We start from the raw sequence: 23703 nt of genomic DNA on the forward strand, positions 1-23703 counted from the left end.
AATTTAGTCTTTAATATTATCTATATGTTTATCAGATAAATATGCTTCTGCAAACTCAATAATTCCCTCTTTCTCTAACTGATTTAATTTCTTTAAAATTGGTTGATAGGAGGCTTCTGAAGGAATGTTCATCACAAAATAAATTTGATTAACGCCCTCACTTTCAGCACCAAGTTTTGAAAACTCACCTCTTATGGTTTCCTTATTTGCTTTCTCGTCAATTAAAACCACCTGAATTGTTGAATTTCCCGAACGATTTATTACTTTTCGATATGTAATAAATTCCTCATTTTCATCATATTCAGCTAAAACAATATCTCCCAAAGAAAAATCAGCTCCATAAAAAGGAATGTTATCTATTTTATACCATCTTTGTTGCTCATTCACAGCTTCTGCCCAAAGAGTTTCCACAACCACCTTTTCGAGTAAGTTGCTATAATAACGAACCAAGATTTTTTCTAATTTCTTTTCCATAAATATCTGTTATTCAATATTCTTTTGAAATTCCTGATTCGTACTTAAAGTACATTACAGAACCATAAGAATGTGACATACTCCAAAACCTATTGTCCAAAATTCCAAACCGTAACCCGAAAATTCAACTGACAAAAGCCCCAAAATAATTTCGGTAATTCCTAAATAACGCACATCACGAAATGTATATTTACTTACATTCACACAAGCTAAACCATAGAAAATGAGCGTCATAGGGGCTAATAATCCGTAGTATTGATTTCTTAAAAGCAACAAAATCAACACGCCTCCGGTAACCATCGGAATGGCAAAATTCAAAAAAGCACGCTTTGAAGTAGCGTTAATGAGCGTTTCTCCTTTTTGTTTTGCTTTTCTGTGTGACAAAATATAAGCTGTTACAACAGATAGTAACAAAACCGCAAAGGCTATTCCCAAAATAACCTTAAAAGTACGACTTTCCAATATAACATATTGATTATAAGTATAATGATTTTCTAAAAGTAAATGCACGAAATAAGCTCCAACCAAAGCATACACCCCAGCTAAAACTCCAGAAAGCCCACTAAGTGACAGAAATTGAGTAGATTTCTGCATTATTTGCCTAATATCTTGTAAATCTTGAAGATAATTTCTGTTTTCCATTTTTAAAAGCACTTTGAAATGCAAAGCAAATGAATATTTTTGATATTGCCAAATTTTCCGACATTTTTTCGTATCTTTGAAAACTATTTTTTAAATCATTTTTGATATGAAAAAGTTACTCTTCTTACTGATTTTCATTGTTTTAACATCTTGTAACCAGCAAATTAAAGAATCTGATTTACAATACCTGAATGGATATTGGGAAATCGAAAAAGTGGTCACGGCAGACAAAAACGTAAAAGAATATAAGGTAAATACCACGTATGATTATATCGAAATTAAAGATTTTGAAGGTTTCCGAAAGAAAGTGTATCCGCAGTTAATGGGAAATTTTCAAACCAACGATGATAGCGAAATGTTTAAAATTATTAAAGAAAACGGAATTTTCAAAATGAATTATGAAAATGGAGAAAATCATTGGACAGAAATTTTGGAATCCGTAAATGAAACTTCCTTTGTTGTAAAAAATGAAGCTAACATCATCTATCATTATAAAAAAGTAAAGAATTAGACTTTAAAACAAAAATTCATTATACGAAACTTATGGAAGGAAACACTCAATTATTATCTTCCGTTATAAAACAATTAATCAAGCAAAATCGTTTGGAATACGGGCTTCATAAAGTAGAAGTACAAGAAATTTGGAGCCGATTAATGGGCAGTGCCATCATTAAATACACCACATCAGTTGAACTCAAAGGAGATGTACTTTATGTGCAATTGTCCTCTCCTGCCCTTTGCCAAGAGTTGGGATACGGAAAAGAAAAAATCGTAGCTCTCATCAATGAGGAATTAGGAGAAGAAATCGTAAAAAAATTACATCTTACAAGCTAAATTTTCTAAAAAAACAAAAAATGATTCGATTTGCAATAAAAAATGATGCTGATTTTGTAGCTCCTCTGATGTTTCAAGCAATGGAGGAAATTGTTTTCAAGCTTATTGGGAAAGAAGATAAAATTGAAGCAATTTCTTTCTTAAAAACGCTTTTTTTGGAAGAAAGAAATCAATATTCTCATAAAAATACAATTGTTTTTGAAGAAAATAACCAAGTTATTGGCTCTTTAGTTTTTTATGATGGTGCCAATTTACACGAACTTAGAGAACCTGTTCTGACATTATCTGAGCAAATTTCCGGAAGAAAAATCTTTGTGGAAGACGAAACCTCGGAAGGAGAAATTTATATTGACACGGTAAGCGTAAGCCCTCAAGGAAAAGGCATTGGTTCACAATTAATTACTTTTCTGCAAGAGTATGTTTCTAAAAACAAACTTGGAAAAATAGGGTTACTTGTTGATGAAAACAACCCGAAAGCCGAAAGACTATACACCCGCTTAGGATTTGTTTATGTTAATAATCAGCCTCTTGCAGGAGGAAACTATAAGCATTTGGTTTTTGATGTACTGTGAAAAAGTTGGAGAAAATAGTAAAAGGGTTAGAAATTTGGAAAGATTGGAAAGAAAATTATAAAAAATTTGTACCTCGTTTTTATAGAATAGACTACAACTAACCCCTAATTAGGATAATGATTTGTGGAAAACTATATGATTTAAGAGTGTAATTAATTATTGTTTGATAATGGAAGAAATAGATAAGTTTAAAAAACTACTTGAATATTTTGTTTCCCATTTAGAATGGTGTCAAAATGAAGATGTTAATTTTATAGGTTATGAGAAATATATCAAAAATCTTTTCGAAAAAAATGAATTTCGGAAAGCTGGGCAGGGATACGATGGCGATAAAATACAGTTACAGATAGAAGAATGGGAAAACTATTCAATTGGCAAAATATGTATTAATATATCAGCATATACAAGAAATAAGTACATTTCAGAATTTTGTTATTTGAATTGGTTAGGAACAGGCATAAATATTTGTGCAAGATGGGAAGATTCAAAAATAAAATCGCTTTACCTGACTGAATACCGTGATTTGAAAGGTAGTAAACAAAGAACAAATCTAGGAGTTGAATATTCTCTTTCGGAATTGAAACTATTTGAAGAAGGCATCACCTCTCAACTTGAAACTTTTTTTGATAAATACAAAAATTATTTTATACAATTTAAACAAATGAACAATATCCAGAAAACTCTCAACCTCCTCAAATATAAAAAACAAATCATTCTGCAAGGTCCTCCGGGAACGGGAAAAACAAGAGAAGCCAAACAAATAGCAAAAGAATTACTAAAACTAAAGAAAGAGGAAGATTTCAAAAACAATGACCAGTTCCAAATCATACAATTTCACCCAAGTTATTCATATGAGGATTTTGTGCGTGGGATTATTGCGAAACCTAACTCAAATGGAGATGGAATAACCTATGAAGCGGAGAATAAAATTTTGGCTAAGTTTGCCAAAAAAGCGTTGGATTGTTTAAGTTATTATCAAGAAGAATCAAAAAGAAATGATTTAGCAGATAAGTTTATTATTTATTTAAAGGATAGTTTCAATAATAAGAGCAAAGTTCCGATAAGTAAAAATTTTACTTTCACAAAGTTGGAAGAAAATCACGAAAAAATAACGGTATCGTACAATTATCATAAGAATGGCAAGGATAATTTGAAACAAATATTAGATTTCAAGAAAGTTGTTTTAGAGATTATACAAAATAACTTTGAAGGAAAATATTTTGGAGATGAAGGATATTGGAATGATTGGATATGTTATCTAAAGCAATATGCGATGGAGCAAATACCATTCGTCCTTATCATCGATGAAATCAACCGTGCCAATCTTTCCTCGGTTTTGGGAGAGCTGATTTACGCTTTGGAATATCGTGGCGAGGCAGTGGATTCGATGTACGCAGTTGATGGAAGTAATAAAATCATACTTCCGCCGAATCTCTACATTATTGGGACAATGAACACCGCTGACCGCAGTGTGGGGCATATTGATTATGCTATTAGAAGGCGTTTTGCTTTTGTAGATATTTTACCGAAAGATTTGTCAGAGGAAGTGGAAAGTTTTAACAGCGATTTGTTCTACAAAGTTGCCAGTTTGTTTGATAATCATTTATCACAAGAATTCAAAAAAGAGGAAGTTCAATTAGGACACTCGTATTTCATTACGGAAAATATTGATATACAGACCCGTTTGGAATACGAAATCAAACCTATTTTGCGTGAATATGTAAAAGATGGTGTTTTAAAGGAATCGGCTAGTGATGAGATAGAAAAACTTTAATGTATAATAATGAAAATCCTTTTAAAAGAACATTATTCGGTTAAAATTTATAAGGAAAAACAAGGTTTAGATAAAGATGAATATTCTTTGTCTCTGGATTCTTTTGCTCTTTTGGAAAAACACCAACCAAGAAAAATTTTTAAAGGAATTTCACCCTTTTTATTTCATAAAAAAGAGAATTGCTATCACTTACAAGCTAATTATTACATCGGGGCAGATTGGTTGATAGAGGGAGAGAAATTTATACAAGTTGAGCCGAAAATTAATCAAAAACATATTGAAAATTTTGAAAAAAATGTAGATTCAGAAGAAAAAGTATCTATAAATGAGGATGATGAAGTAAAGGAAATTAACTTTGTAAAAATGTTGCTTGATGTCTATGCTTCTTCTATACCCACACACCACACCACTGATTTAGTCAATATTTTTTGGAATGAAAAACTGATACCTATCAAGCAGAAGCAGGATACTTTAACGCCTTTTTTGGTGGTTCAATTTTTGGGGATTCTGAAAAATATTGTAAGAAAAGGCTTGAAAAAATCGTATTACAAGGTCAGAGAAAATCTGAATAATCGTGTAAAAGGTAAAATTTTAGTCGGTACGCACATCAAACAAAATGTATTGAAAAACCGATTCACTAAAACTTTTTGCGAGTACCAAGTTTTTGGCGAAGATAATTTTGAAAATCAATTTTTGAAAAAAGTTTTTCAGTTTTGTATTTATTATATAGAGAATTTCAAAGACTTTCCCAATAAAACAGAGGTCAATCAAATCATTGGTTATTGTCATCCTGCTTTTGAATTGATTTCTACAGATATTGAGCAAAGTGAATTAAAAAACATTAAACATAATCCTTTTTTTAAGGAATATAAAGAAGCCATACAAATAGGAAAATTAATCTTAAAACGATTTTCTTATAACATCTCAAAGGCAACACAACAGGAGCAGATAGAAATCCCGCCATTTTGGATAGATATGCCTAAACTTTTTGAGTTGTATGTGTATAAAAAGTTGTTGGAAAATAGAGATTTATATTCCGAAATTCATTATCAATTTGCTACTTATGGAAATCAATTAGATTTTCTGATTTGCAATGGCGAAAAATCCTTAATTATTGATACCAAATACAAACTAAAATATGATTACGGACATATTCACGAAGATATTCGTCAGGTTTCGGGTTATGCTCGTTTGAAAAAAGTACGCGAAAAAATAGGACTCTCAGAACAAGATGACAAAAATATCAACTGTCTGATTATTTACCCCAAAATAGTAGAGGCTAACAAGAACTTATGTTGGGAGGAATTTTTAAAAGAAGAGAATGAGATAAAATCCTATTACAAAATTTTTAAATTGGGTATAAAATTACCTACGAATGAAAACAAAATATTTTAATTCGAAAATATAAACTAAATAAAAAGAATGCAATTCTCCATACAATCTGACTTTCAGCCTACTGGCGACCAACCTCAAGCCATCAAGCAACTTACCCAAAGTATCGAAAAAGGGGAAAAATATCAAGTTTTGCTCGGTGTTACGGGGTCGGGAAAGACTTTTACCGTGGCTAATGTGGTGCAAAATGTGCAACGTCCTACCTTGGTGTTGGCTCACAACAAAACCCTTGCTGCTCAGTTATATAGCGAGTTTAAAGCGTTTTTCCCGAACAATGCAGTAGAATATTTCGTGTCGTATTACGATTATTACCAACCCGAAGCCTACATTCCCACCACAGGAACGTACATCGAAAAAGACCTTTCCATCAATGAAGAAATCGAAAAATTACGGCTTAGTGCCACTTCTTCCTTGCTTTCGGGGCGACGCGATGTGTTGGTCGTAGCTTCCGTTTCGTGTTTGTATGGTATCGGGAATCCCGTTGAATTTCAGAAGAATGTAATTACCATAAAGCGAGGCGAGGTACTTCCACGAACTAAATTTATGCATCGGTTGGTGCAAAGTTTGTACGCCCGAACCACCGCCGATTTCATTCACGGGAATTTCCGAGTGAAAGGCGATGTGGTGGACGTTTACCCCGGCTATTCCGATACGCCTTTCCGCATTCATTTCTTTGGAGATGAAATCGAAGAAATTGAAGTTTTCGACCCGCAAACTAACAAAGTATTAGAACGTTACGATAGTTTGAATATCTATCCTGCCAATATGTTCGTAACCTCGCCCGATGTGTTACAAAAAGCCATTTGGAACATTCAGCAAGATTTAACCAAACAGGTGGAATATTTTAAAGAAATCGGTAAACATCTGGAAGCTAAACGATTGGAAGAACGCACCAACTTCGATTTGGAGATGATTCGCGAGTTGGGATATTGCTCAGGCATTGAGAATTATTCCCGTTATTTGGATGGAAGAGAACCCGGTTCACGTCCGTTTTGCCTATTGGATTATTTTCCTGATGATTTTCTGATGGTTATCGACGAAAGCCACGTAACTGTTCCGCAGGTGCACGCAATGTACGGGGGCGACCGCAGTCGGAAAGAAAATTTGGTAGAATACGGTTTTCGTTTGCCTGCTGCTTTGGATAACCGTCCGCTGAAATTTGAAGAATTTGAAGCCCTTCAAAATCAAGTGATTTACGTAAGTGCCACGCCCGCCGATTATGAGCTTCAAAAAACACAAGGGGTTTATGTTGAGCAGATTATTCGCCCAACAGGATTGCTTGACCCTGAAATAGAAATACGCCCGAGCGAAAATCAAATTGACGATTTGGCAGAAGAAATTCAACTTCGGGTAGAAAAAGACGAACGTATTTTGGTAACGACTCTCACCAAACGAATGGCGGAAGAGCTCACCAAATATCTCACCAAAATCGGGGTGCGTTGCCGATACATTCACAGCGATGTGGATACCCTTGAACGTGTGGAAATTATGCAAGATTTGCGTCGTGGATTGTTTGACGTTTTGGTCGGGGTAAATTTGCTTCGTGAAGGCTTGGATTTACCCGAAGTTTCGCTCGTTGCCATTTTAGATGCTGATAAAGAGGGCTTTTTGCGTTCTACAAGGTCGCTAACTCAAACGGTGGGGCGAGCTGCCCGAAACGTAAACGGAAAAGCCATTATGTATGCCGATAAAATCACGCAAAGTATGCAGGCTACCATTGATGACACGAATTATCGACGTGAAAAACAAATGAATTACAACCTACGTAATGGAATCACACCCAAGCCGTTGAATAAAAAAATAGAGAATACACTCAGTAAAAGCCCAATTACCGAGTTTCATTACGATCCATCGTTTAAAAAAGAAAAAGAAACACAAACGGAGCTTCTTTCGCAAAAGGAAATTGAGAAAAAAATCCGAGAAACCCGCAAACTTATGGAAACTGCCGCCAAAGAACTCGATTTTGTCAAAGCAGCCCAATATCGAGACGAAATAAAGCAATTGGAGGAAATGAAAAAATAATTTCTTGTTATCAACAATACTTCCGTGTATTTTTATAATGAGAATGTTAATTTTTTATGCTTAGTAATTGACTTTTCAACTTTTTTATATCTTTGCCCCGTTAATTTTTCAATTTATTTGTAATGATAAAGAAATTTTTATTTTCGGTTGCGATTTTTTCTACTTTTGCAATCAGTGCTCAACAATCCTTTTCTGGGATAAATACAAGCCAATATGGTGCTATGTACAAAGGAACAACCAATCCCGCGAATTTTGTTGACGGAATGAACAGGTTTGCAATCAATGTTGTTTCAATTGACGCCTCTTTTGGAAACAACAAAATGGGATTGAATCTTGATTTAAAGAAAAGTTTTAATGATTTCACATCGCAAGCCTCTTCACACAATGATATCAACGCTGATGTAAACTTGGACGTGTTGGGACCTTCTTTTTATTTCCACGTAGGACGAAAAAATGCTTTTGCCTTTACCTCAAGAGCACGTGTTTTTATGGATGCACGAGGCATTGACGCTAAAGTACTTGAGTCTTTCTTTTTGAATTCAAACGACTTAAACCTTTCTCCTGCAGGATATTCTTTCAATCTTGACAAGCAAAGTATTTCTGCCAATGCTTTCTCTGAATTTGCTTTTTCTTGGGCAAGATTATTAGCCAAAACGAGCAATCATTCCTTAAAAGCGGGTATTACTGCAAAATTTGTCAGAGGGGCAATCAGCACGTATGCCGGTTTTTCGGAAGTAAGCGGAAATATTAAGGCAAATTTGATTGAAAACAACAATGATGCTATTGTAAATATAAACGTTCAAGGGAATCAAAATGCTGAGTTTTTACTTTCAAACGGAGGCATCAATATAACCAAAGAACCTAAATTCAATGACATTTTAAAATCTCAAACTTCTGCTTTAGGATTTGACTTTGGCTTCGTTTATGAATATCGCAAAGAAGGTTGCCCAAGTTGCACTACAACTCCTTATGATTTAAAACTTGGATTCTCTTTTACTGATATCGGTCGTTTGAAATATTCCGCTACTGATGATTCTCAAAAATATTCTTTGAATGTAGGAAGTCATAACATTAATTTATCTGATATTCAAAAAAGTATGGATGAAAGCCTTTTTGTTTCAAAAACATCTTTAAAAGGCACTTCAATTACCTCTTCATTACCAACATCACTCAGATTAAATGCTGATGTACGCATCACAGGACCTATTTTTGTAGATGTATCTGCAAATTTCAACATTACCAATACCAGCAAAGTTTACAACACTTCATATGCAAGCGGGTTTGTAATAACTCCACGAGTGGAATGGAAATACGTTGGATTTTATCTTCCTATGTCAAGTGCTATCGGAATGGGAACGAATGTGGGAACAGCCGTTCGTTTAGGTCCTCTTTTTGTTGGTTCAAGAAGTATTGTTAGTAATTTAATTTCTAAAAACGCAAAAGAATTGAACTTTTTTGGCGGACTTCAATTTGAAATTTAATATTTAGAAAATCATATTTTTTTTGAAAAACAATGTACTGAAATAGTACATTGTTTTTTTATTAATAATCTTCTTTCATAATTTCTGCTAATCAAAATCTTGATTATTTGAATAAAAAAATTACCTTTGTAAATATTTATTTTTTTTGAAAAATGAAACACTTAATATACTTATTATTAATCTTTATTGGCTTTCCGGCATCGGTTTTTTCACAAGATGATTCTGATGACGGAATGATTCAAACGAAAACTGAGAAAAAGGAAAAAAAAGGACGAGGACAGAAATATTTAGAAGACCAATTTTACGTTGGGCTAACGTATGATTATTTGATTTCTGATGCGAGCAAAGTTGTCCAGCATAGTCTTTCCAGAGGAATACACGCTGGTTTTCAGAAAGATTTACCAATGAATCAACGTCGGAACATAGGTATTGCTTTAGGCGTGGGATATTCTTACGATTTGGTTTACAGCAACATTTTTCGCGAAAATACTTCTGATTTATATCACATCGTAAGTAGTTTAAATGATTTGAATATCAACAAAAATTATTTTGAAACACACACGCTTGAATTCCCAATTGAATTCCGTTGGCGGACATCAACTGCTGAAAATCACAAATTTTGGCGAATTTACACGGGAATGAGGCTGGGATATGTTTTTGGTGCGAGAAGCCTTTACAAGCGAGACGATATTACCATTTACTTCAATAACTCAGACCTCAATAAAGATTGGCATTTTAAGGTTTATTCAGCTTTCGGATACAACACTTGGAATTTTTTCATACAGTATAATCTGTCTTCCATTCTCAAAAATGCTAAGTTGGAGAACAATGCTTCTCTAAGGTCTTCTCTCTTACAAATGGGACTGATTTTCTATATTTTATAATTTCTTGAGAGTTTAGCTATGGCAGAAAATATTACACGTTGGCGATTAATTCTTGGGCAAGATGCAAGAACTTTAGAAAATGTCTCTTTAAGTGAGCAACAATCCATAATGGATTCTGCCTTATCTGCTATTTATGACGGAGATACAACAAAAAATAACGGAAGTAGAAAAGCGGGTTTAGGTTCTTCTGCTCCAAATTTAGCCAAATGGCTTACCGACGTACGCACTTTCTTTCCACAAGATGTAGTTAGTATAATTCAATCCGATGCCATTGAGCGTAAAGGGCTTACAAAACTTTTATTTGAACCTGAAACTCTTAAAAGTATAAAACCTGACATCTCAATGGTAGGGACTTTAATGGCTTTGAAAGGTCAAATTCCTGAAAAATCAAAAGAAGCTGCACGTCAATTGGTTAAAGAAGTAGTCGATGAAATTATGAAACGAATGGAGCAGGATTTGCGTCGTGCCGTGACAGGAGCTTTAAACAAGAAGGCTCATTCTCCCATTGCTAACTTCGCCTCTACTGATTGGAAAAGAACCATTAACCGAAATCTGAAAAATTACGACACAAAAACCAAACGGCTAATTCCTGAAAAATTTTACTTTTTTGAACGTAGCCAAAAGCAAAAAAATTGGACTGTTATTTTAGATATTGATCAAAGCGGTTCGATGTGTGATTCAATTATTTACTCATCAGTAATGGGGTCTATCTTTGCAAGTATGCCCGCATTGGACACACACGTAGTCGCTTTTGATACGCAAGTTACAGACCTTACCGAACTTTGCAAACAAGACCCTGTGGATATGCTTTTTGGAGTGCAACTCGGGGGAGGAACGGATATCAACAAATCCGTTGCATATTGCCAATCGCTGATTGAAAATCCGAGAAAAACAATGTTTATCCTAATTTCGGATTTATACGAAGGTGGCGTAAGAGCAGGATTGCTCCGACGGCTTTCACAAATGCACGAAGATGGAGTAAAAGTGATTGTTTTACTTGCCCTTTCCGATAGTGGGAAACCCGATTATGATGAGAAATTAGGAAAAGAAATTAGTAAATTAGGAATTGCTTGTTTCGCTTGCACTCCTGATAAATTACCCGAACTGGTTGAAGCCTCCTTGAAAGGTCACGACTTGAAAAAATTTGAAACGTCCTCAAAACAACAAATATAATCAAAAAAGACTTCTGAGTTTCAGAAGTCTTTTTAAATTTTTTACAAAGATTTTTCTTAAATTCCTATCTCCACTTGGAATCGTAAATACCACTCCTTTTTAGAATTATCAAACAGAGTTTTATTGGTTCTGGTAATTTCCATTTGAGCTTTAAATGCGTGTTCCCAAATGTATTTAGTAATTCCTAATGAAACTTGATTTTGTTTAGGCATTATGTGTTTCAAATCGTTAATTGGAGTAAGATATGAATATCGAGAAGCAATTTCCCAATTACTTGGAAAAGCATAACTTAACTGAGCATCAAATCCACGCCCGACTTCCACAAATGACTTTGCACTCAAATCAACTAAAGGATTATTTGCTGTACGTTGCATATATGATGCCATAGCAGCCCAGCCGTTGTACTTCATCAACCCGTCAACTAACACTGATTGTAAATTTCTGGTTTGGTCATTCACTAATGTATTTCCGTTTTGCCCCTGAGTTTTTGTAGCATTGTGGTTATAATGATATGTTGCACCAAAATAAAGTTTTGGCGTTTCCTCTCTTAAAATATCTCCTTCAAAATACTCTCCTCCTTTTTTAAATTTCCCCAAAGAAAGCACCTCAAAACGAGCTGTATAGGCAAGTCCTGTACTCTTTCCTACAAAATCCCTTCCTTCTCCCGTGGTCACGGCAGTTTTGAAATTATAAGAAAATTTATCGTTATATTGTTTTAAATAATGAACCTGAAAACCAAAATCTCTATCTATGTTAAAGGTTGCGTTGTTGATAGAACGGTCTGTAAGTTGCAACGCCCCAGATGAATTGATTCGCTGACGATTCCCTGGCAATTTTGTTTGTCCAAAACTCAACAACCAGTTTTTGTTAGGTTTATAAAAAACAATCGCATCACGAATGATATGATTTCCGTTTACATCACGGGGAGCAAAAGAGAGCTGTATCGTATAACCAAACTTTGGATCTGCAACAAAACCTTCAAATCGTAATCGTAATCTCCGAATATAAGCCTCATAGCCTACTTCATCATTTTTGTCTGTAACCACACTGAAACGATTCTGCATCCTAAAACGAATATTCATCTGAAATAAACTATCAGGAGCCGTTATCCCTACTCCTTTTTTAAAATCATAGTAAGGTGTCAGCTGCTCTTTATCTTCGTTTACTGCTTTCTGTGCAAACAAAATTGGGGAACTTACCATCAATAAACAAAAAAATAATCTCTTCATCTCATTACATTTTTTAATTTTGCGAAGATAACAAAAATAAATCTTATTAATCAACTAAGTTTATGTTATTAGAAAACAAAAGTTTATTTTTTATAAGCATAATTTCTAAATCAAGAAAATCATTTGTATAACATTTATAAAAAAATCAAAAAACAATAACATAAAACGTTAAAATACATTTTTCAATAAAAAAGTAACCACAAAAAATTGTTTTGTAATCATTTTTTATATACATTTGCATTATAATTATTCTTCTTCTTAAAAGAAAAATATAAAATCATTTATTTAACAAATAATTTGATTATAACAAAAAATCTTTTAGAAAAGAATTTTTATAACTGCATAAGAGAGATGATTATATTTTTGTTGATTTTGAGACTGACTGATTTTTCAGCGGTCTCTTTTTTTGATTCTTCTTGAATTAAACATCAATTCCATTTCATAAAACAAAAACGATATAAAAAAACAAGGTTCGAAAAAACATATTTCGAACCTTATTTTTTTCTTCTATTTTAACTGTTAGGCTTCTCCTTTTAATCCAAATAGAGGAATTGAGTGATGTGGATTCTCATCAATTATCCCGTTAGCTTTTTCAAATCGCTGTATGTTTTCGGACAACGCATTTAATAAGCGTTTTGCGTGTTGTGGTGTTAAAATAACCCGACTACGTACTTTCGCTTTCGGAATTCCAGGCATAACACTCACAAAATCAATAACAAATTCACTCATTGAATGATTGATAATTGCCAAATTTGAGTATATCCCGTCAGCAACTTTTTCATCAAGTTCAATACTCAACTGTCCTTCATTTTCTTTCAAATCACTCATAATCTATTTTGATTTTTTCTTTTCGGCAGCTTCCATTTCTGCTTTTGAACCTACAAGAATTTTTTCATAACGTTTCAAACCTGTTCCTGCAGGAATTCTATGTCCTACAATCACATTTTCTTTCAATCCGTCAAGTGTATCTACTTTTCCGCTTACGGCTGCTTCGTTCAATACTTTTGTAGTTTCTTGGAAAGATGCGGCTGAAATGAACGATTTAGTTTGTAACGATGCTCTTGTAATACCTTGTAATACAGGCGTAGCTGTCGCAGGAATAATATCACGAGCAACTACCAAATTCTTATCAGCACGTTTAAGTAGTGAGTTTTCATCACGCAACTGACGGAGAGAAACAATTTGTCCTGCTTTTAAATTCTCCGAATCACCTTCATCTTCCACTATCTTTTTGCCGAATAATTTATCGTTCTCTTCGATAAAATCATCTTTATGAACAAGCTGACCTTCAAGGAATAACGTATCTCCTGGATCTTGGATTTCAACTTTACGCATCATTTGACGAACGATTACCTCAAAATGTTTGTCGTTAATTTTCACCCCTTGCAAACGATATACTTCTTGTACCTCATTCACCAAATACTGTTGAACAGCCGAAGGTCCTTTAATTTTCAAAATATCGTCAGGAGTTACAGAACCGTCTGAAAGTGGTTTTCCGGCACGCACATAGTCGTTTTCTTGAACCAAAATTTGGCTTGATAACTTCACTAAATATTTACGCTCTTCACCCAAACGAGATGTAACGATAACCTCTTTATTTCCACGTTTGATTTTTCCGAAAGAAACTACCCCATCAATTTCAGAAACGATTGCAGGATTTGAAGGATTACGAGCTTCGAAAAGTTCTGTAACTCGAGGTAAACCTCCTGTAATATCCCCTGATTTTGCGGAATTACGCGGAATTTTCACCAATACTTTTCCTTCCTCAATTTTGCTTCCGTTCTCCACCATAATATGGGCACCAACCGGTAAAGTGTACGAACGTAACACCTCGTCATTTTTATCCAAAATCAATAATGTTGGAACCAATTTTTTATTACGCGATTCCACAATTACCTTCTCTTGGAAGCCTGTTTGTTCGTCAATTTCAATTTGATAAGTTACCCCTTGTTCAATGCCTTCGTAAGCGATTTTTCCTGAAAACTCAGAAATAATAACTGCATTATACGGATCCCATTGGAAAAGCAAAGTTCCTTTGGTAACTTCTTGTTTATCTTTTACAAAGATACTCGCACCATACGGAATATCGTGTGTTTGTAACACCATACCCGTAGTTGGGTCAACTACTTTCAATTCAGAAGAACGAACCACTACACTAATCGGATTTCCTTCGTTATCTTTACCTTTTACTGCACGTAAATCTTCAATTTCAAGAATACCGTTAAAGCGAGCTTCTGCTTTATTCTCCTCAGAAACGTTACCCGCAACCCCTCCGGCGTGGAACGTACGAAGTGTAAGCTGTGTACCTGGCTCACCGATAGATTGTGCTGCCACAACACCCACTGCTTCACCTGTTTGTACCATTCTTCCAGTAGAAAGATTTCTTCCATAACATTTCGCACAAATTCCGTGTTTAGCCTCACAAGTAAGAGCAGAACGTACTTCCACCATTTCAATAGGAGCTTCGTTGATTTTAGCAACTATTTTTTCAGTGATTTCCTCCCCTGACTTAACAAGTAATTCTTCCGTAAGAGGATTATAAACATCGTGAAGTGAAACACGTCCTAAGATACGCTCTCCAAGAGTTTCAACTACTTCCTCGTTTTTCTTCAATGCACGAACTTCCACACCGCGTAGCGTTCCACAATCCTCTGTATTAATAATAACGTCTTGTGAAACATCTACCAAACGACGCGTTAAGTATCCGGCATCGGCAGTTTTCAAAGCGGTATCGGCAAGACCTTTACGAGCACCGTGCGTTGAAATGAAGTACTCCAAGATTGACAAACCTTCTTTAAAGTTCGACAAGATTGGGTTTTCGATAATTTCCCCCCCTCCTACTGTCGATTTTTTCGGCTTTGCCATCAAACCACGCATACCTGTAAGCTGGCGAATCTGCTCTTTTGAACCCCTCGCTCCGGAATCCAACATCATATACACAGAGTTGAATCCTTGTTGGTCGTTACTGATTCGCTTCATTGCCAACTCAGTAAGTTGAGCATTGGTTGATGTCCAAACATCAATTACCTGATTATAACGCTCGTTATTGGTAATAAGCCCCATATTATAGTTCATCATAATTCCGTCAACCAAACCGTTTGCCTCAGCAATCATATCGGCTTTTTCTTGCGGAATGATGATATCACCTAAACTGAATGACAATCCTCCTTGGAAAGCGAATTTGTATCCCATATTTTTAATCTTATCCAAGAAATCTGCCGTAACAGGAATACTTGTAGATTTCAAAATATGACCAATAATATCACGCAATGATTTTTTAGTTAATACCTCGTTGATATAACCGGCTTCTGCGGGAACCACTTCGTTGAAAAGCACTCTACCCGTAGTGGTTTCCAATACTTTATAAACTTTATTTCCTTCCTCGTCCAAATCTCTTACTCGGACTTTAATAAAGGCATTCAAGCTAAGTTTTTTCTCGTTGTAGGCGATATTTACCTCTTCTGCTGAATAGAAAGTCATTCCTTCCCCTTTAATTGGATATTCAGGTGTAGAACGTCTTCCTTTTGTCATATAATAAAGCCCCAAAACCATATCTTGTGAAGGTACGGTAATTGGCGAACCATTGGCAGGATTCAGGATATTATGCGATGCCAACATCAAAAGTTGAGCTTCCAAAATAGCTTCCGGACCTAATGGCAAGTGTACCGCCATTTGGTCACCGTCAAAGTCCGCATTAAACGCCGTACATACCAACGGGTGCAACTGAATTGCTTTACCCTCAATTAGTTTAGGTTGAAAGGCTTGAATACCCAAACGGTGCAATGTGGGGGCACGGTTCAGAAGCACTGGATGTCCTTTAATTACATTCTCCAAGATATCCCAAACCACAGGTTCTTTTTTGTCAATAATCTTCTTAGCGGATTTAACCGTTTTTACGATTCCTCTTTCAATTAACTTACGGATAACGAAAGGTTTATAAAGCTCCGCAGCCATATTTTTAGGAAGACCACACTCGTACAATTTGAGTTCAGGACCTACAACGATTACCGAACGAGCCGAGTAGTCCACACGTTTTCCGAGCAAGTTCTGACGGAAACGCCCTTGTTTTCCTTTTAATGAATCGGAAAGCGATTTAAGCGGACGATTTGATTCTGTTTTAACTGCCGATGACTTACGTGTATTGTCAAACAATGAATCTACTGATTCTTGTAACATACGTTTTTCGTTACGCAAAATCACCTCTGGTGCTTTGATTTCCATCAAACGTTTCAAACGATTGTTACGGATAATTACCCGGCGATACAAATCATTCAAATCAGAAGTTGCGAAACGCCCACCATCTAACGGCACTAACGGACGTAATTCAGGCGGAATCACAGGAATCACTTTCATTATCATCCATTCCGGTTTGTTTTCACGATTGTTTTTCGCCTCACGGAAAGCTTCAACCACTTGTAAGCGTTTCAAAGCTTCTGTTTTACGTTGCTTAGAACTTTCGTTATTCGCCTTATGACGCAAATCATAAGAAAGTTCATCCAAATCCAATCGTTGGAGCAAATCTAACAAACATTCTGCTCCCATTTTTGCCACAAACTTGTTGGGGTCAGTATCTTCTAAATACTGATTCTCAACAGGAAGCGACTCCATTATGTTAAGATACTCTTCTTCTGTAAGAAAATCTAATGGTTGGATATCTTCTCCATCAGGTCCTTTTGCTATACCCGGTTGGATAACTACATAACGCTCGTAGTAAATAATCATATCCAACTTTTTAGATGGCAAGCCCAACAAATATCCAATTTTATTAGGCAACGAGCGGAAATACCAAATATGAGCAATTGGCACTACTAAATTGATATGTCCTACCCTATCACGACGTACTTTTTTCTCTGTTACTTCAACACCACATCTATCACAAACAATCCCCTTGTAACGAATACGTTTGTATTTTCCGCAAGCACACTCGTAATCCTTCACAGGACCAAAAATACGCTCACAAAACAAACCATCTCGCTCGGGTTTGTGAGTACGATAATTGATGGTCTCGGGTTTGATAACCTCCCCACGAGAAGCCGCTAAAATTGACTCTGGCGAAGCCAATCCGATAGAAATTTTATCGAATTTTGAAACAGTTGTATTTTTATCTCTTGCCATACTATATGGTTGTAAAAATTTTTATTTTTATTTCTTAGACCGAAAATTTATTTTCTAATTTTCTTCTTTAAATTCTTGTGTTACCTCTTCCCAATATTCAAAATCAATGGGTTGGTTGTTGTAAAAAGCGACGAAAATAGGCGTTGTCTCTTCAGCTGTATCCCAATAACTTCGGAAATGTTGAAAATCTTTTTCTGTATGTAAGCGTACTTCCAATACAAATTTTCCTCCCATTTCTGCCATTTGGATATAATCTTCTGAAGATTCATCGTCATAAAGTACTACGAAATCTTCTTCGTAAATCCCTTCCTGCAAAAATTCTTGCAATGCCTCTAATGAAATCTCTTCACTGCTACGATACTGTGTATTAATTCGTTTCATCATTTAATTTTCATACAAATAGAAAATAACTATTGCATTTTCAACCAAATTACATAAGAAATCAAGTTAATAACTCATCTCGAACCTTTTTCGGAAGCCCTTTCACGACCAAATCATACGAATTCAAAATCCACTTTTTAAGCAAATTATCAGAAATTTTCCCGTTAATTTGAACACTATTCCAATGTTTTTTATTCATATGCCAACCTGCTGTAACTTCTGCATATTGTTCACGAAGCTCAACAGCTTCTTCAGGGTCACACTTGAGATTTATAAACTCATATTTTGTGATGTTTACCAAGCAAAACATTTTTCCCTTGACTGAAAACACTAAAACTTCATCGTCAAAAGGAAAACCTTCTTCTGAAGCTTTAAACGACAGACAAAATTCACGTAATTCTTCGATATTCATCACAAATCGAGATTATTTTATGGAAATTTCACAATAAATTCAACTTTGCCAAAGCCAAAAACTCTGGCAAAGTTTCTAATTTAAATTCCTTATTCCTCCAAACGAATATCCAATCCGAGACCTTTAAGCTCGTGCATCAATACGTTGAATGATTCCGGCAATCCCGGTTCAGGCATCGCCTCACCTTTCACGATAGCTTCGTAAGTTTTTGCTCTTCCGATAACGTCGTCTGACTTAACGGTCAAGATTTCACGAAGCGTACTTGAAGCCCCGTAAGCCTCCAAAGCCCAAACCTCCATCTCTCCGAAACGCTGACCTCCAAACTGAGCCTTACCTCCGAGTGGTTGTTGCGTAATAAGTGAGTAAGGTCCGATAGAACGTGCGTGCATTTTGTCGTCAATCATATGCCCAAGTTTAATCATATAAATAACTCCGACAGTCGCTGGTTGGTCGAAACGCTCACCGGTTCCTCCATCGTACAAATACGTATGACCGAATCGCGGAATTCCTGCCTTGTCCGTAAGCTCATTGATTTGTTCCAATGACGCTCCATCAAAGATTGGAGTAGCATATTTTTGTCCTAATTTCTGACCTGCCCAACCCAATACAGTTTCGTAAATCTGACCGATGTTCATACGCGAAGGTACCCCAAGCGGATTAAGTACAATATCCACAGGTGTTCCATCTTCCAAGAAAGGCATATCCTCATCACGAACAATTCGGGCAACGATACCTTTATTTCCGTGACGACCTGCCATCTTATCACCTACTTTCAGTTTACGTTTTTTGGCAATATACACTTTTGCAAGTTTCAAAATTCCTGCAGGTAGCTCATCACCTACTGAGATTGTAAATTTCTCACGACGTAACGCTCCTTGCAAGTCATTCAACTTGATTTTATAATTGTGTAATAAATCATCAATCAAAGCGTTAGTTTCCTTTTCGTCTGTCCAACCACCTGACACCAAATGAGCGTAATCCTCAATTGAATCAAGCATTTTAACAGTGAACTTTCTTCCTTTTGCGATGATTTCTTCACCCAAGTCATTCAAAACTCCTTGTGAAGTTTTTCCGTCAACCAAGGTGAATAACTTTTTCACTAATTTATCCTTAAGAGACTGGAAGTTAGAATTAAAATTAGCTTCAACAACTGCTATATCTTCTTTATCCTTACCTCTTTTTCTCTTATCTTTAACTACTCTTGAGAATAGTTTTTTATCAATAACCACCCCGTAAAGTGAAGGAGAAGCTTTCAGAGAAGCATCTTTCACATCTCCGGCTTTATCTCCGAATATCGCACGAAGTAATTTCTCTTCTGGCGTTGGGTCAGACTCTCCTTTTGGTGTAATTTTACCTATTAGAATATCCCCAGGGCGAATCTCGGCTCCGATACGAATCATACCATTTTCGTCCAAATCTTTAGTAGCTTCCTCAGAAACGTTCGGAATATCATTGGTAAGCTCCTCAGCTCCTAACTTGGTATCACGAACCTCCAAAGAGTACTCATCAATATGGATAGATGTAAAGATGTCCTCACGAACTACACGTTCTGAAATCACAATAGCATCCTCAAAGTTATACCCTTTCCAAGGCATAAATGCTACCTTCATATTACGACCTAAAGCCAATTCGCCTTGCTCAGTGGCATACCCTTCACAAAGAACCTGTCCTTTAATAACTCGGTCGCCTTTGCGTACAATTGGCTTCAAGTTGATACAAGTTCCTTGATTCGTTTTTTGGAATTTAATCAGATTGTAAACGGTTTCGTCTTCGTCAAAGCTCACTAATTTCTGATTTTCAGTACGGTCGTATGTAATTACAATTTTCTCTGCATCAACATATTCTACTGTTCCGTCTCCTTCCGCATTCATCAAAACACGTGAATCAGAAGCAACTCTGCGTTCAAGCCCAGTTCCTACAATTGGTGATTCAGGCTTTAACAAAGGTACCGCCTGACGCATCATATTTGAGCCCATCAAAGCACGGTTAGCGTCATCGTGCTCCAAGAAAGGAATTAATGATGCTGAAATTGAAGCAATTTGGTTTGGAGCTACGTCGATAAATTCAACCTGATTTGGCTCAATTACAGGAAAATCTCCATCTTCTTTAACAACTACTCTCTCTTCTGTTATGTTTCCTTCTGTATCTAAACTGATATTTGCCATACCAATTTTCAAACCTTCTTCTTCTTCAGCACTCAAATAGGTCATATCTTTCAAATCTACCTTACCATTAGTTACTTTATGATAAGGCGTTTCAATGAATCCCATTCCGTTTACCTTCGAGAATACTGCCAAAGATGAAATCAAACCGATATTCGGACCCTCCGGAGTTTCAATCGGACATAAACGACCATAATGTGTATAGTGAACGTCTCGCACCTCAAAGCCTGCACGCTCACGCGAAAGACCTCCTGGTCCTAAAGCTGATAATCTTCGTTTGTGGGTAATCTCAGCAAGCGGATTGGTTTGATCCATAAACTGAGAAAGCTGATTTGTTCCGAAGAATGAATTAATTACAGATGAAAGCGTTTTTGCATTAATCAAGTCAATTGGGGTAAACACCTCATTATCACGCACATTCATACGCTCACGAATAGTACGTGCCATACGAGAAAGTCCCACTCCAAATTGTGCAGAAAGTTGCTCCCCTACCGTACGCACACGTCTGTTTGACAAGTGGTCAATATCATCAACTTCTGCTTTTGAATTGATAAGTTCAATCAAGTATTTAACAATTGTAATGATATCTTCTTTTGTTAAAACTTGTTTATCTTCCGGAATGTCAATTCCTAATTTTTTATTGATTCTATAACGCCCTACATCTCCTAAATTGTAACGTTGGTCAGAGAAGAATAATTTATCAATAATACCACGAGCTGTTTCCTCATCGGGTGGTTCAGCATTACGCAACTGACGATAAATGTGTTCTACTGCTTCTTTTTCAGAGTTTGTAGGGTCTTTTTGTAGGGTGTTATGAATAATTGTATAATCCGTTGCTTGGCTATCCTCTTTATGCAAAAGAATAGTTTTCACATCGGCTTCTAAAATTTCTTCAATATTGTCTTTATCAAGAACTGTGTCCCTATCAAGAATAATCTCATTACGCTCAATAGACACCACTTCTCCTGTATCTTCATCAACGAAGTCCTCGTGCCAAGTGTTCAACACACGAGCAGCTAAACGGCGACCAATATATTTTTTCAAACCTGTTTTAGAAACTTTGATTTCTTCTGCCAAATCAAATATTTCCAAAATATCCTTATCACGCTCAAAACCAATTGCACGGAAAAGTGTAGTTACAGGTAATTTTTTCTTTCTGTCAATGTAGGCATACATCACATTATTGATGTCTGTAGCGAACTCAATCCACGACCCTTTGAAAGGAATAATTCTTGCGGAATATAATTTTGTCCCATTTGCGTGAAACGATTGCCCGAAGAATACTCCTGGGGAACGGTGTAATTGTGACACTATTACACGCTCAGCACCATTGATAACAAAAGTACCACTAGCTGTCATATAAGGCATTGTCCCTAAGTATACATCTTGTACAATAGTTTCAAAATCTTCGTGTTCAGGGTCAGTGCAGTATAATTTCAATCTTGCTTTCAAGGGAACGCTGTAGGTAAGCCCTCTTTCAATACATTCTTGAATTGTGTAACGTGGCGGATCAATGAAATAGTCTAAAAATTCAAGTACGAACTGATTACGTGTATCCGTTATAGGAAAGTTTTCCTTGAATGTATTGTATAAGCCTTCATTGCCTCTTTCTTCTGATTTCGTTTCCAACTGGAAAAAATCTTGAAACGATTTAATCTGAATATCCAAAAAATCAGGATAATCTGGCGTGTGTTTTACCGAAGCAAAATTGATTCTTGCAGTTTGATTTGTTGACATTTACTTCTGTTTTTAAATTTTAAATCATTCCCTAAAGAATGTATTTTATGCTTTATTCTTTTAAAACGCAAAGCACTTGCAAAATGTGTTACGTTTTTATCTAACAATGTACATTTTAGAAAATTAATGTAGATTTTTCTAAAAATGTTACCGAATATCTTGAAGTTTTTATAAAAAACTTATAACCTATATTGTAAGCGAACAACAAATGATATTCTATTTATCTAAAACGATAGGTTAGTTTATCGTAAATTTTCTCAATCTTCTCAACGTTCAAAAGTACTAAATTTATAAATTATCTTACATTAAAGATATAAATCCCTAAAAATCAAAAAGATAAAAATAACCCAATACTTAATAATCATCTGAACAATAAGCTTTTAGATATAATATGCAAAATGGTTTAGGCCTATTCCTACACAAGAAAAGACCTAAACCTTATATGTTAAGCAATGTAAAATTATTTCAATTCTACTTCAGCTCCAGCTTCTTCTAAAGATTTTTTAAGACCTTCAGCCTCATCTTTAGATACTGCTTCTTTAATTTTTGAAGGAGCACCGTCAACTACTTCTTTTGCTTCTTTAAGTCCAAGACCAGTTAACTCTTTTACCAATTTAACTACAGCTAATTTGTTAGCTCCTGCTGATTTCAAGAATACGTCAAATTCTGTTTTCTCAGCTGCTGCCTCTCCACCTGCTGCAGGTCCTGCTGCTACTGCTACTGCTGCAGCAGCTGGCTCAATTCCGTACTCATCTTTCAAAATTTGAGCAAGCTCATTTACTTCTTTAACTGTTAAGTTTACTAATTGTTCTGCGAAATTTTTTAAATCTGCCATTTTTCTATCGTTTTTTTAAATTTGTTATAATTATAATTTGTGCGTTTCTTTATACTATTTTTCTGATAAGGTTTTGATGATTCCTGCCAATTTTCCTCCTCCTGATTTAAGAGCAGAAATAACGTTTTTAGCAGGCGATTGCAACAATCCGATGATATCTCCAATAACTTCTTCTTTTGATTTTATAGAAGATAATGCCTCCAATTGATTTGCTCCAATAAAAATAGCTTCTTCAATAAAAGCTCCTTTTAAAACCAACTTATCTGATTTTTTTCTGAACTCTTTAATCAATTTTGCAGGAGCATTTCCTACCTCTGAAAACATCAAAGTGCTATTGCCTTTAAGAACTGATGGTAATTCACCAAACTCTTTATCAGAAGCCTCCATTGCTTTAGCCAACAATGAATTTTTTACAACTGCTAATTTGATATTAGCCTTAAAACAAGCTCTACGCAAGTTTGTTGTTTCTTCTGCATTTAACCCTGTTAGGTCAGTTACATAAATAATATTATTTTCAGTTAACTGTGCAGTCAAATTTTCTATTACTAATGATTTTTCTTCTCTTGTCATAATTTCTTTTTTTA

General features: G+C 35.5%; 18 protein-coding genes and 1 pseudogene. 9 read left to right on the forward strand and 10 right to left on the reverse strand.

Annotated elements, in window-relative coordinates; translation table 11 throughout:
* Positions 1-3: 3 nt before the first annotated feature.
* Both GN105_RS01480 and GN105_RS01485 read right to left on the reverse strand, forming a co-directional pair.
* Positions 4-474, reverse strand: a complete 471-nt coding sequence (locus GN105_RS01480; protein WP_155283684.1) for a DUF4265 domain-containing protein — start codon at positions 472-474, stop codon at positions 4-6.
* Positions 475-487: 13 nt separating this feature from the next.
* Positions 488-1116: pseudogene (locus GN105_RS01485) on the reverse strand (hypothetical protein).
* 106 nt (positions 1117-1222) lie between these two features.
* Between GN105_RS01485 and GN105_RS01490 the strand changes: the two are divergent.
* The 9 genes from GN105_RS01490 (at position 1223) to GN105_RS01530 (ending at position 11248) form a co-directional block, all read left to right on the forward strand.
* Complete coding sequence (locus GN105_RS01490; RefSeq protein ID WP_155283685.1) at positions 1223-1627, forward strand: hypothetical protein; 405 nt, start codon at positions 1223-1225, stop codon at positions 1625-1627.
* A 32-nt stretch (positions 1628-1659) separates the two neighbouring features.
* Complete coding sequence (locus GN105_RS01495) at positions 1660-1950, forward strand: DciA family protein (protein ID WP_155283686.1); 291 nt, start codon at positions 1660-1662, stop codon at positions 1948-1950.
* Between the two features lie 20 nt (positions 1951-1970).
* Entirely contained in the window at positions 1971-2522 is a 552-nt protein-coding gene (locus GN105_RS01500; RefSeq protein ID WP_155283687.1) for a GNAT family N-acetyltransferase, read from the forward strand.
* 169 nt (positions 2523-2691) lie between these two features.
* On the forward strand, positions 2692-4296 hold the full coding sequence (locus tag GN105_RS01505; protein ID WP_155283688.1) for an McrB family protein: 1605 nt from the start codon (positions 2692-2694) through the stop codon (positions 4294-4296).
* A 9-nt stretch (positions 4297-4305) separates the two neighbouring features.
* Positions 4306-5691, forward strand: a complete 1386-nt coding sequence (locus GN105_RS01510) for a 5-methylcytosine restriction system specificity protein McrC (RefSeq protein ID WP_155283689.1) — start codon at positions 4306-4308, stop codon at positions 5689-5691.
* Positions 5692-5718: 27 nt separating this feature from the next.
* A complete protein-coding gene (gene uvrB / locus GN105_RS01515; protein WP_155283690.1) occupies positions 5719-7710 on the forward strand; it encodes an excinuclease ABC subunit UvrB in 1992 nt (663 codons plus the stop codon).
* 122 nt (positions 7711-7832) lie between these two features.
* On the forward strand, positions 7833-9191 hold the full coding sequence (locus tag GN105_RS01520; protein WP_155283691.1) for a DUF5723 family protein: 1359 nt from the start codon (positions 7833-7835) through the stop codon (positions 9189-9191).
* A gap of 152 nt (positions 9192-9343) precedes the next feature.
* Positions 9344-10075 (forward strand): outer membrane beta-barrel protein, encoded by a 732-nt coding sequence (locus GN105_RS01525; protein WP_155283692.1) that lies wholly within the window; start codon positions 9344-9346, stop codon positions 10073-10075.
* A gap of 18 nt (positions 10076-10093) precedes the next feature.
* Positions 10094-11248 (forward strand): VWA domain-containing protein, encoded by a 1155-nt coding sequence (locus GN105_RS01530; protein WP_155283693.1) that lies wholly within the window; start codon positions 10094-10096, stop codon positions 11246-11248.
* A gap of 56 nt (positions 11249-11304) precedes the next feature.
* Here GN105_RS01530 and GN105_RS01535 read toward each other — a convergent pair whose 3' ends face one another.
* From GN105_RS01535 to rplJ, 8 genes are all read right to left on the reverse strand, one after another.
* A complete protein-coding gene (locus tag GN105_RS01535; protein ID WP_155283694.1) occupies positions 11305-12477 on the reverse strand; it encodes a porin in 1173 nt (390 codons plus the stop codon).
* A 519-nt stretch (positions 12478-12996) separates the two neighbouring features.
* Entirely contained in the window at positions 12997-13305 is a 309-nt protein-coding gene (locus GN105_RS01540; protein ID WP_155283695.1) for a DUF3467 domain-containing protein, read from the reverse strand.
* 3 nt (positions 13306-13308) lie between these two features.
* Complete coding sequence (gene rpoC / locus GN105_RS01545) at positions 13309-17592, reverse strand: DNA-directed RNA polymerase subunit beta' (RefSeq protein WP_155283696.1); 4284 nt, start codon at positions 17590-17592, stop codon at positions 13309-13311.
* A 54-nt stretch (positions 17593-17646) separates the two neighbouring features.
* Positions 17647-17976 (reverse strand): hypothetical protein, encoded by a 330-nt coding sequence (locus GN105_RS01550; protein WP_155283697.1) that lies wholly within the window; start codon positions 17974-17976, stop codon positions 17647-17649.
* Between the two features lie 58 nt (positions 17977-18034).
* On the reverse strand, positions 18035-18385 hold the full coding sequence (locus GN105_RS01555) for an MmcQ/YjbR family DNA-binding protein (protein ID WP_155283698.1): 351 nt from the start codon (positions 18383-18385) through the stop codon (positions 18035-18037).
* An 89-nt stretch (positions 18386-18474) separates the two neighbouring features.
* The gene (gene rpoB, locus GN105_RS01560) at positions 18475-22284 is read right to left on the reverse strand and encodes a DNA-directed RNA polymerase subunit beta (RefSeq protein ID WP_155283699.1); all 3810 of its coding nucleotides are present in this window, start codon (positions 22282-22284) and stop codon (positions 18475-18477) included.
* Between the two features lie 460 nt (positions 22285-22744).
* A complete protein-coding gene (gene rplL / locus GN105_RS01565) occupies positions 22745-23119 on the reverse strand; it encodes a 50S ribosomal protein L7/L12 (RefSeq protein WP_018280437.1) in 375 nt (124 codons plus the stop codon).
* A gap of 54 nt (positions 23120-23173) precedes the next feature.
* On the reverse strand, positions 23174-23689 hold the full coding sequence (gene rplJ, locus GN105_RS01570) for a 50S ribosomal protein L10 (protein WP_095895088.1): 516 nt from the start codon (positions 23687-23689) through the stop codon (positions 23174-23176).
* Positions 23690-23703 lie beyond the last annotated feature (14 nt).

The sequence above is a fragment of the Capnocytophaga felis genome (assembly GCF_009684755.1).
In the GTDB taxonomy this organism is placed as follows: Bacteria; Bacteroidota; Bacteroidia; order Flavobacteriales; family Flavobacteriaceae; genus Capnocytophaga; species Capnocytophaga felis.

Coding starts and splice junctions, on each gene's coding strand:
- rplL (WP_018280437.1), bottom strand. CDS start 23,119: ATGGCAGATTTAAAAAATTTCGCAGAACAATTAGTAAACTTAACAGTT.
- GN105_RS01495 (WP_155283686.1), top strand. CDS start 1,660: ATGGAAGGAAACACTCAATTATTATCTTCCGTTATAAAACAATTAATC.
- GN105_RS01520 (WP_155283691.1), top strand. CDS start 7,833: ATGATAAAGAAATTTTTATTTTCGGTTGCGATTTTTTCTACTTTTGCA.
- GN105_RS01525 (WP_155283692.1), top strand. CDS start 9,344: ATGAAACACTTAATATACTTATTATTAATCTTTATTGGCTTTCCGGCA.
- rplJ (WP_095895088.1), bottom strand. CDS start 23,689: ATGACAAGAGAAGAAAAATCATTAGTAATAGAAAATTTGACTGCACAG.
- rpoC (WP_155283696.1), bottom strand. CDS start 17,592: ATGGCAAGAGATAAAAATACAACTGTTTCAAAATTCGATAAAATTTCT.
- GN105_RS01500 (WP_155283687.1), top strand. CDS start 1,971: ATGATTCGATTTGCAATAAAAAATGATGCTGATTTTGTAGCTCCTCTG.
- GN105_RS01490 (WP_155283685.1), top strand. CDS start 1,223: ATGAAAAAGTTACTCTTCTTACTGATTTTCATTGTTTTAACATCTTGT.
- GN105_RS01530 (WP_155283693.1), top strand. CDS start 10,094: ATGGCAGAAAATATTACACGTTGGCGATTAATTCTTGGGCAAGATGCA.
- GN105_RS01540 (WP_155283695.1), bottom strand. CDS start 13,305: ATGAGTGATTTGAAAGAAAATGAAGGACAGTTGAGTATTGAACTTGAT.
- rpoB (WP_155283699.1), bottom strand. CDS start 22,284: ATGTCAACAAATCAAACTGCAAGAATCAATTTTGCTTCGGTAAAACAC.
- GN105_RS01480 (WP_155283684.1), bottom strand. CDS start 474: ATGGAAAAGAAATTAGAAAAAATCTTGGTTCGTTATTATAGCAACTTA.
- GN105_RS01535 (WP_155283694.1), bottom strand. CDS start 12,477: ATGAAGAGATTATTTTTTTGTTTATTGATGGTAAGTTCCCCAATTTTG.
- GN105_RS01555 (WP_155283698.1), bottom strand. CDS start 18,385: ATGAATATCGAAGAATTACGTGAATTTTGTCTGTCGTTTAAAGCTTCA.
- uvrB (WP_155283690.1), top strand. CDS start 5,719: ATGCAATTCTCCATACAATCTGACTTTCAGCCTACTGGCGACCAACCT.
- GN105_RS01505 (WP_155283688.1), top strand. CDS start 2,692: ATGGAAGAAATAGATAAGTTTAAAAAACTACTTGAATATTTTGTTTCC.
- GN105_RS01510 (WP_155283689.1), top strand. CDS start 4,306: ATGAAAATCCTTTTAAAAGAACATTATTCGGTTAAAATTTATAAGGAA.
- GN105_RS01550 (WP_155283697.1), bottom strand. CDS start 17,976: ATGATGAAACGAATTAATACACAGTATCGTAGCAGTGAAGAGATTTCA.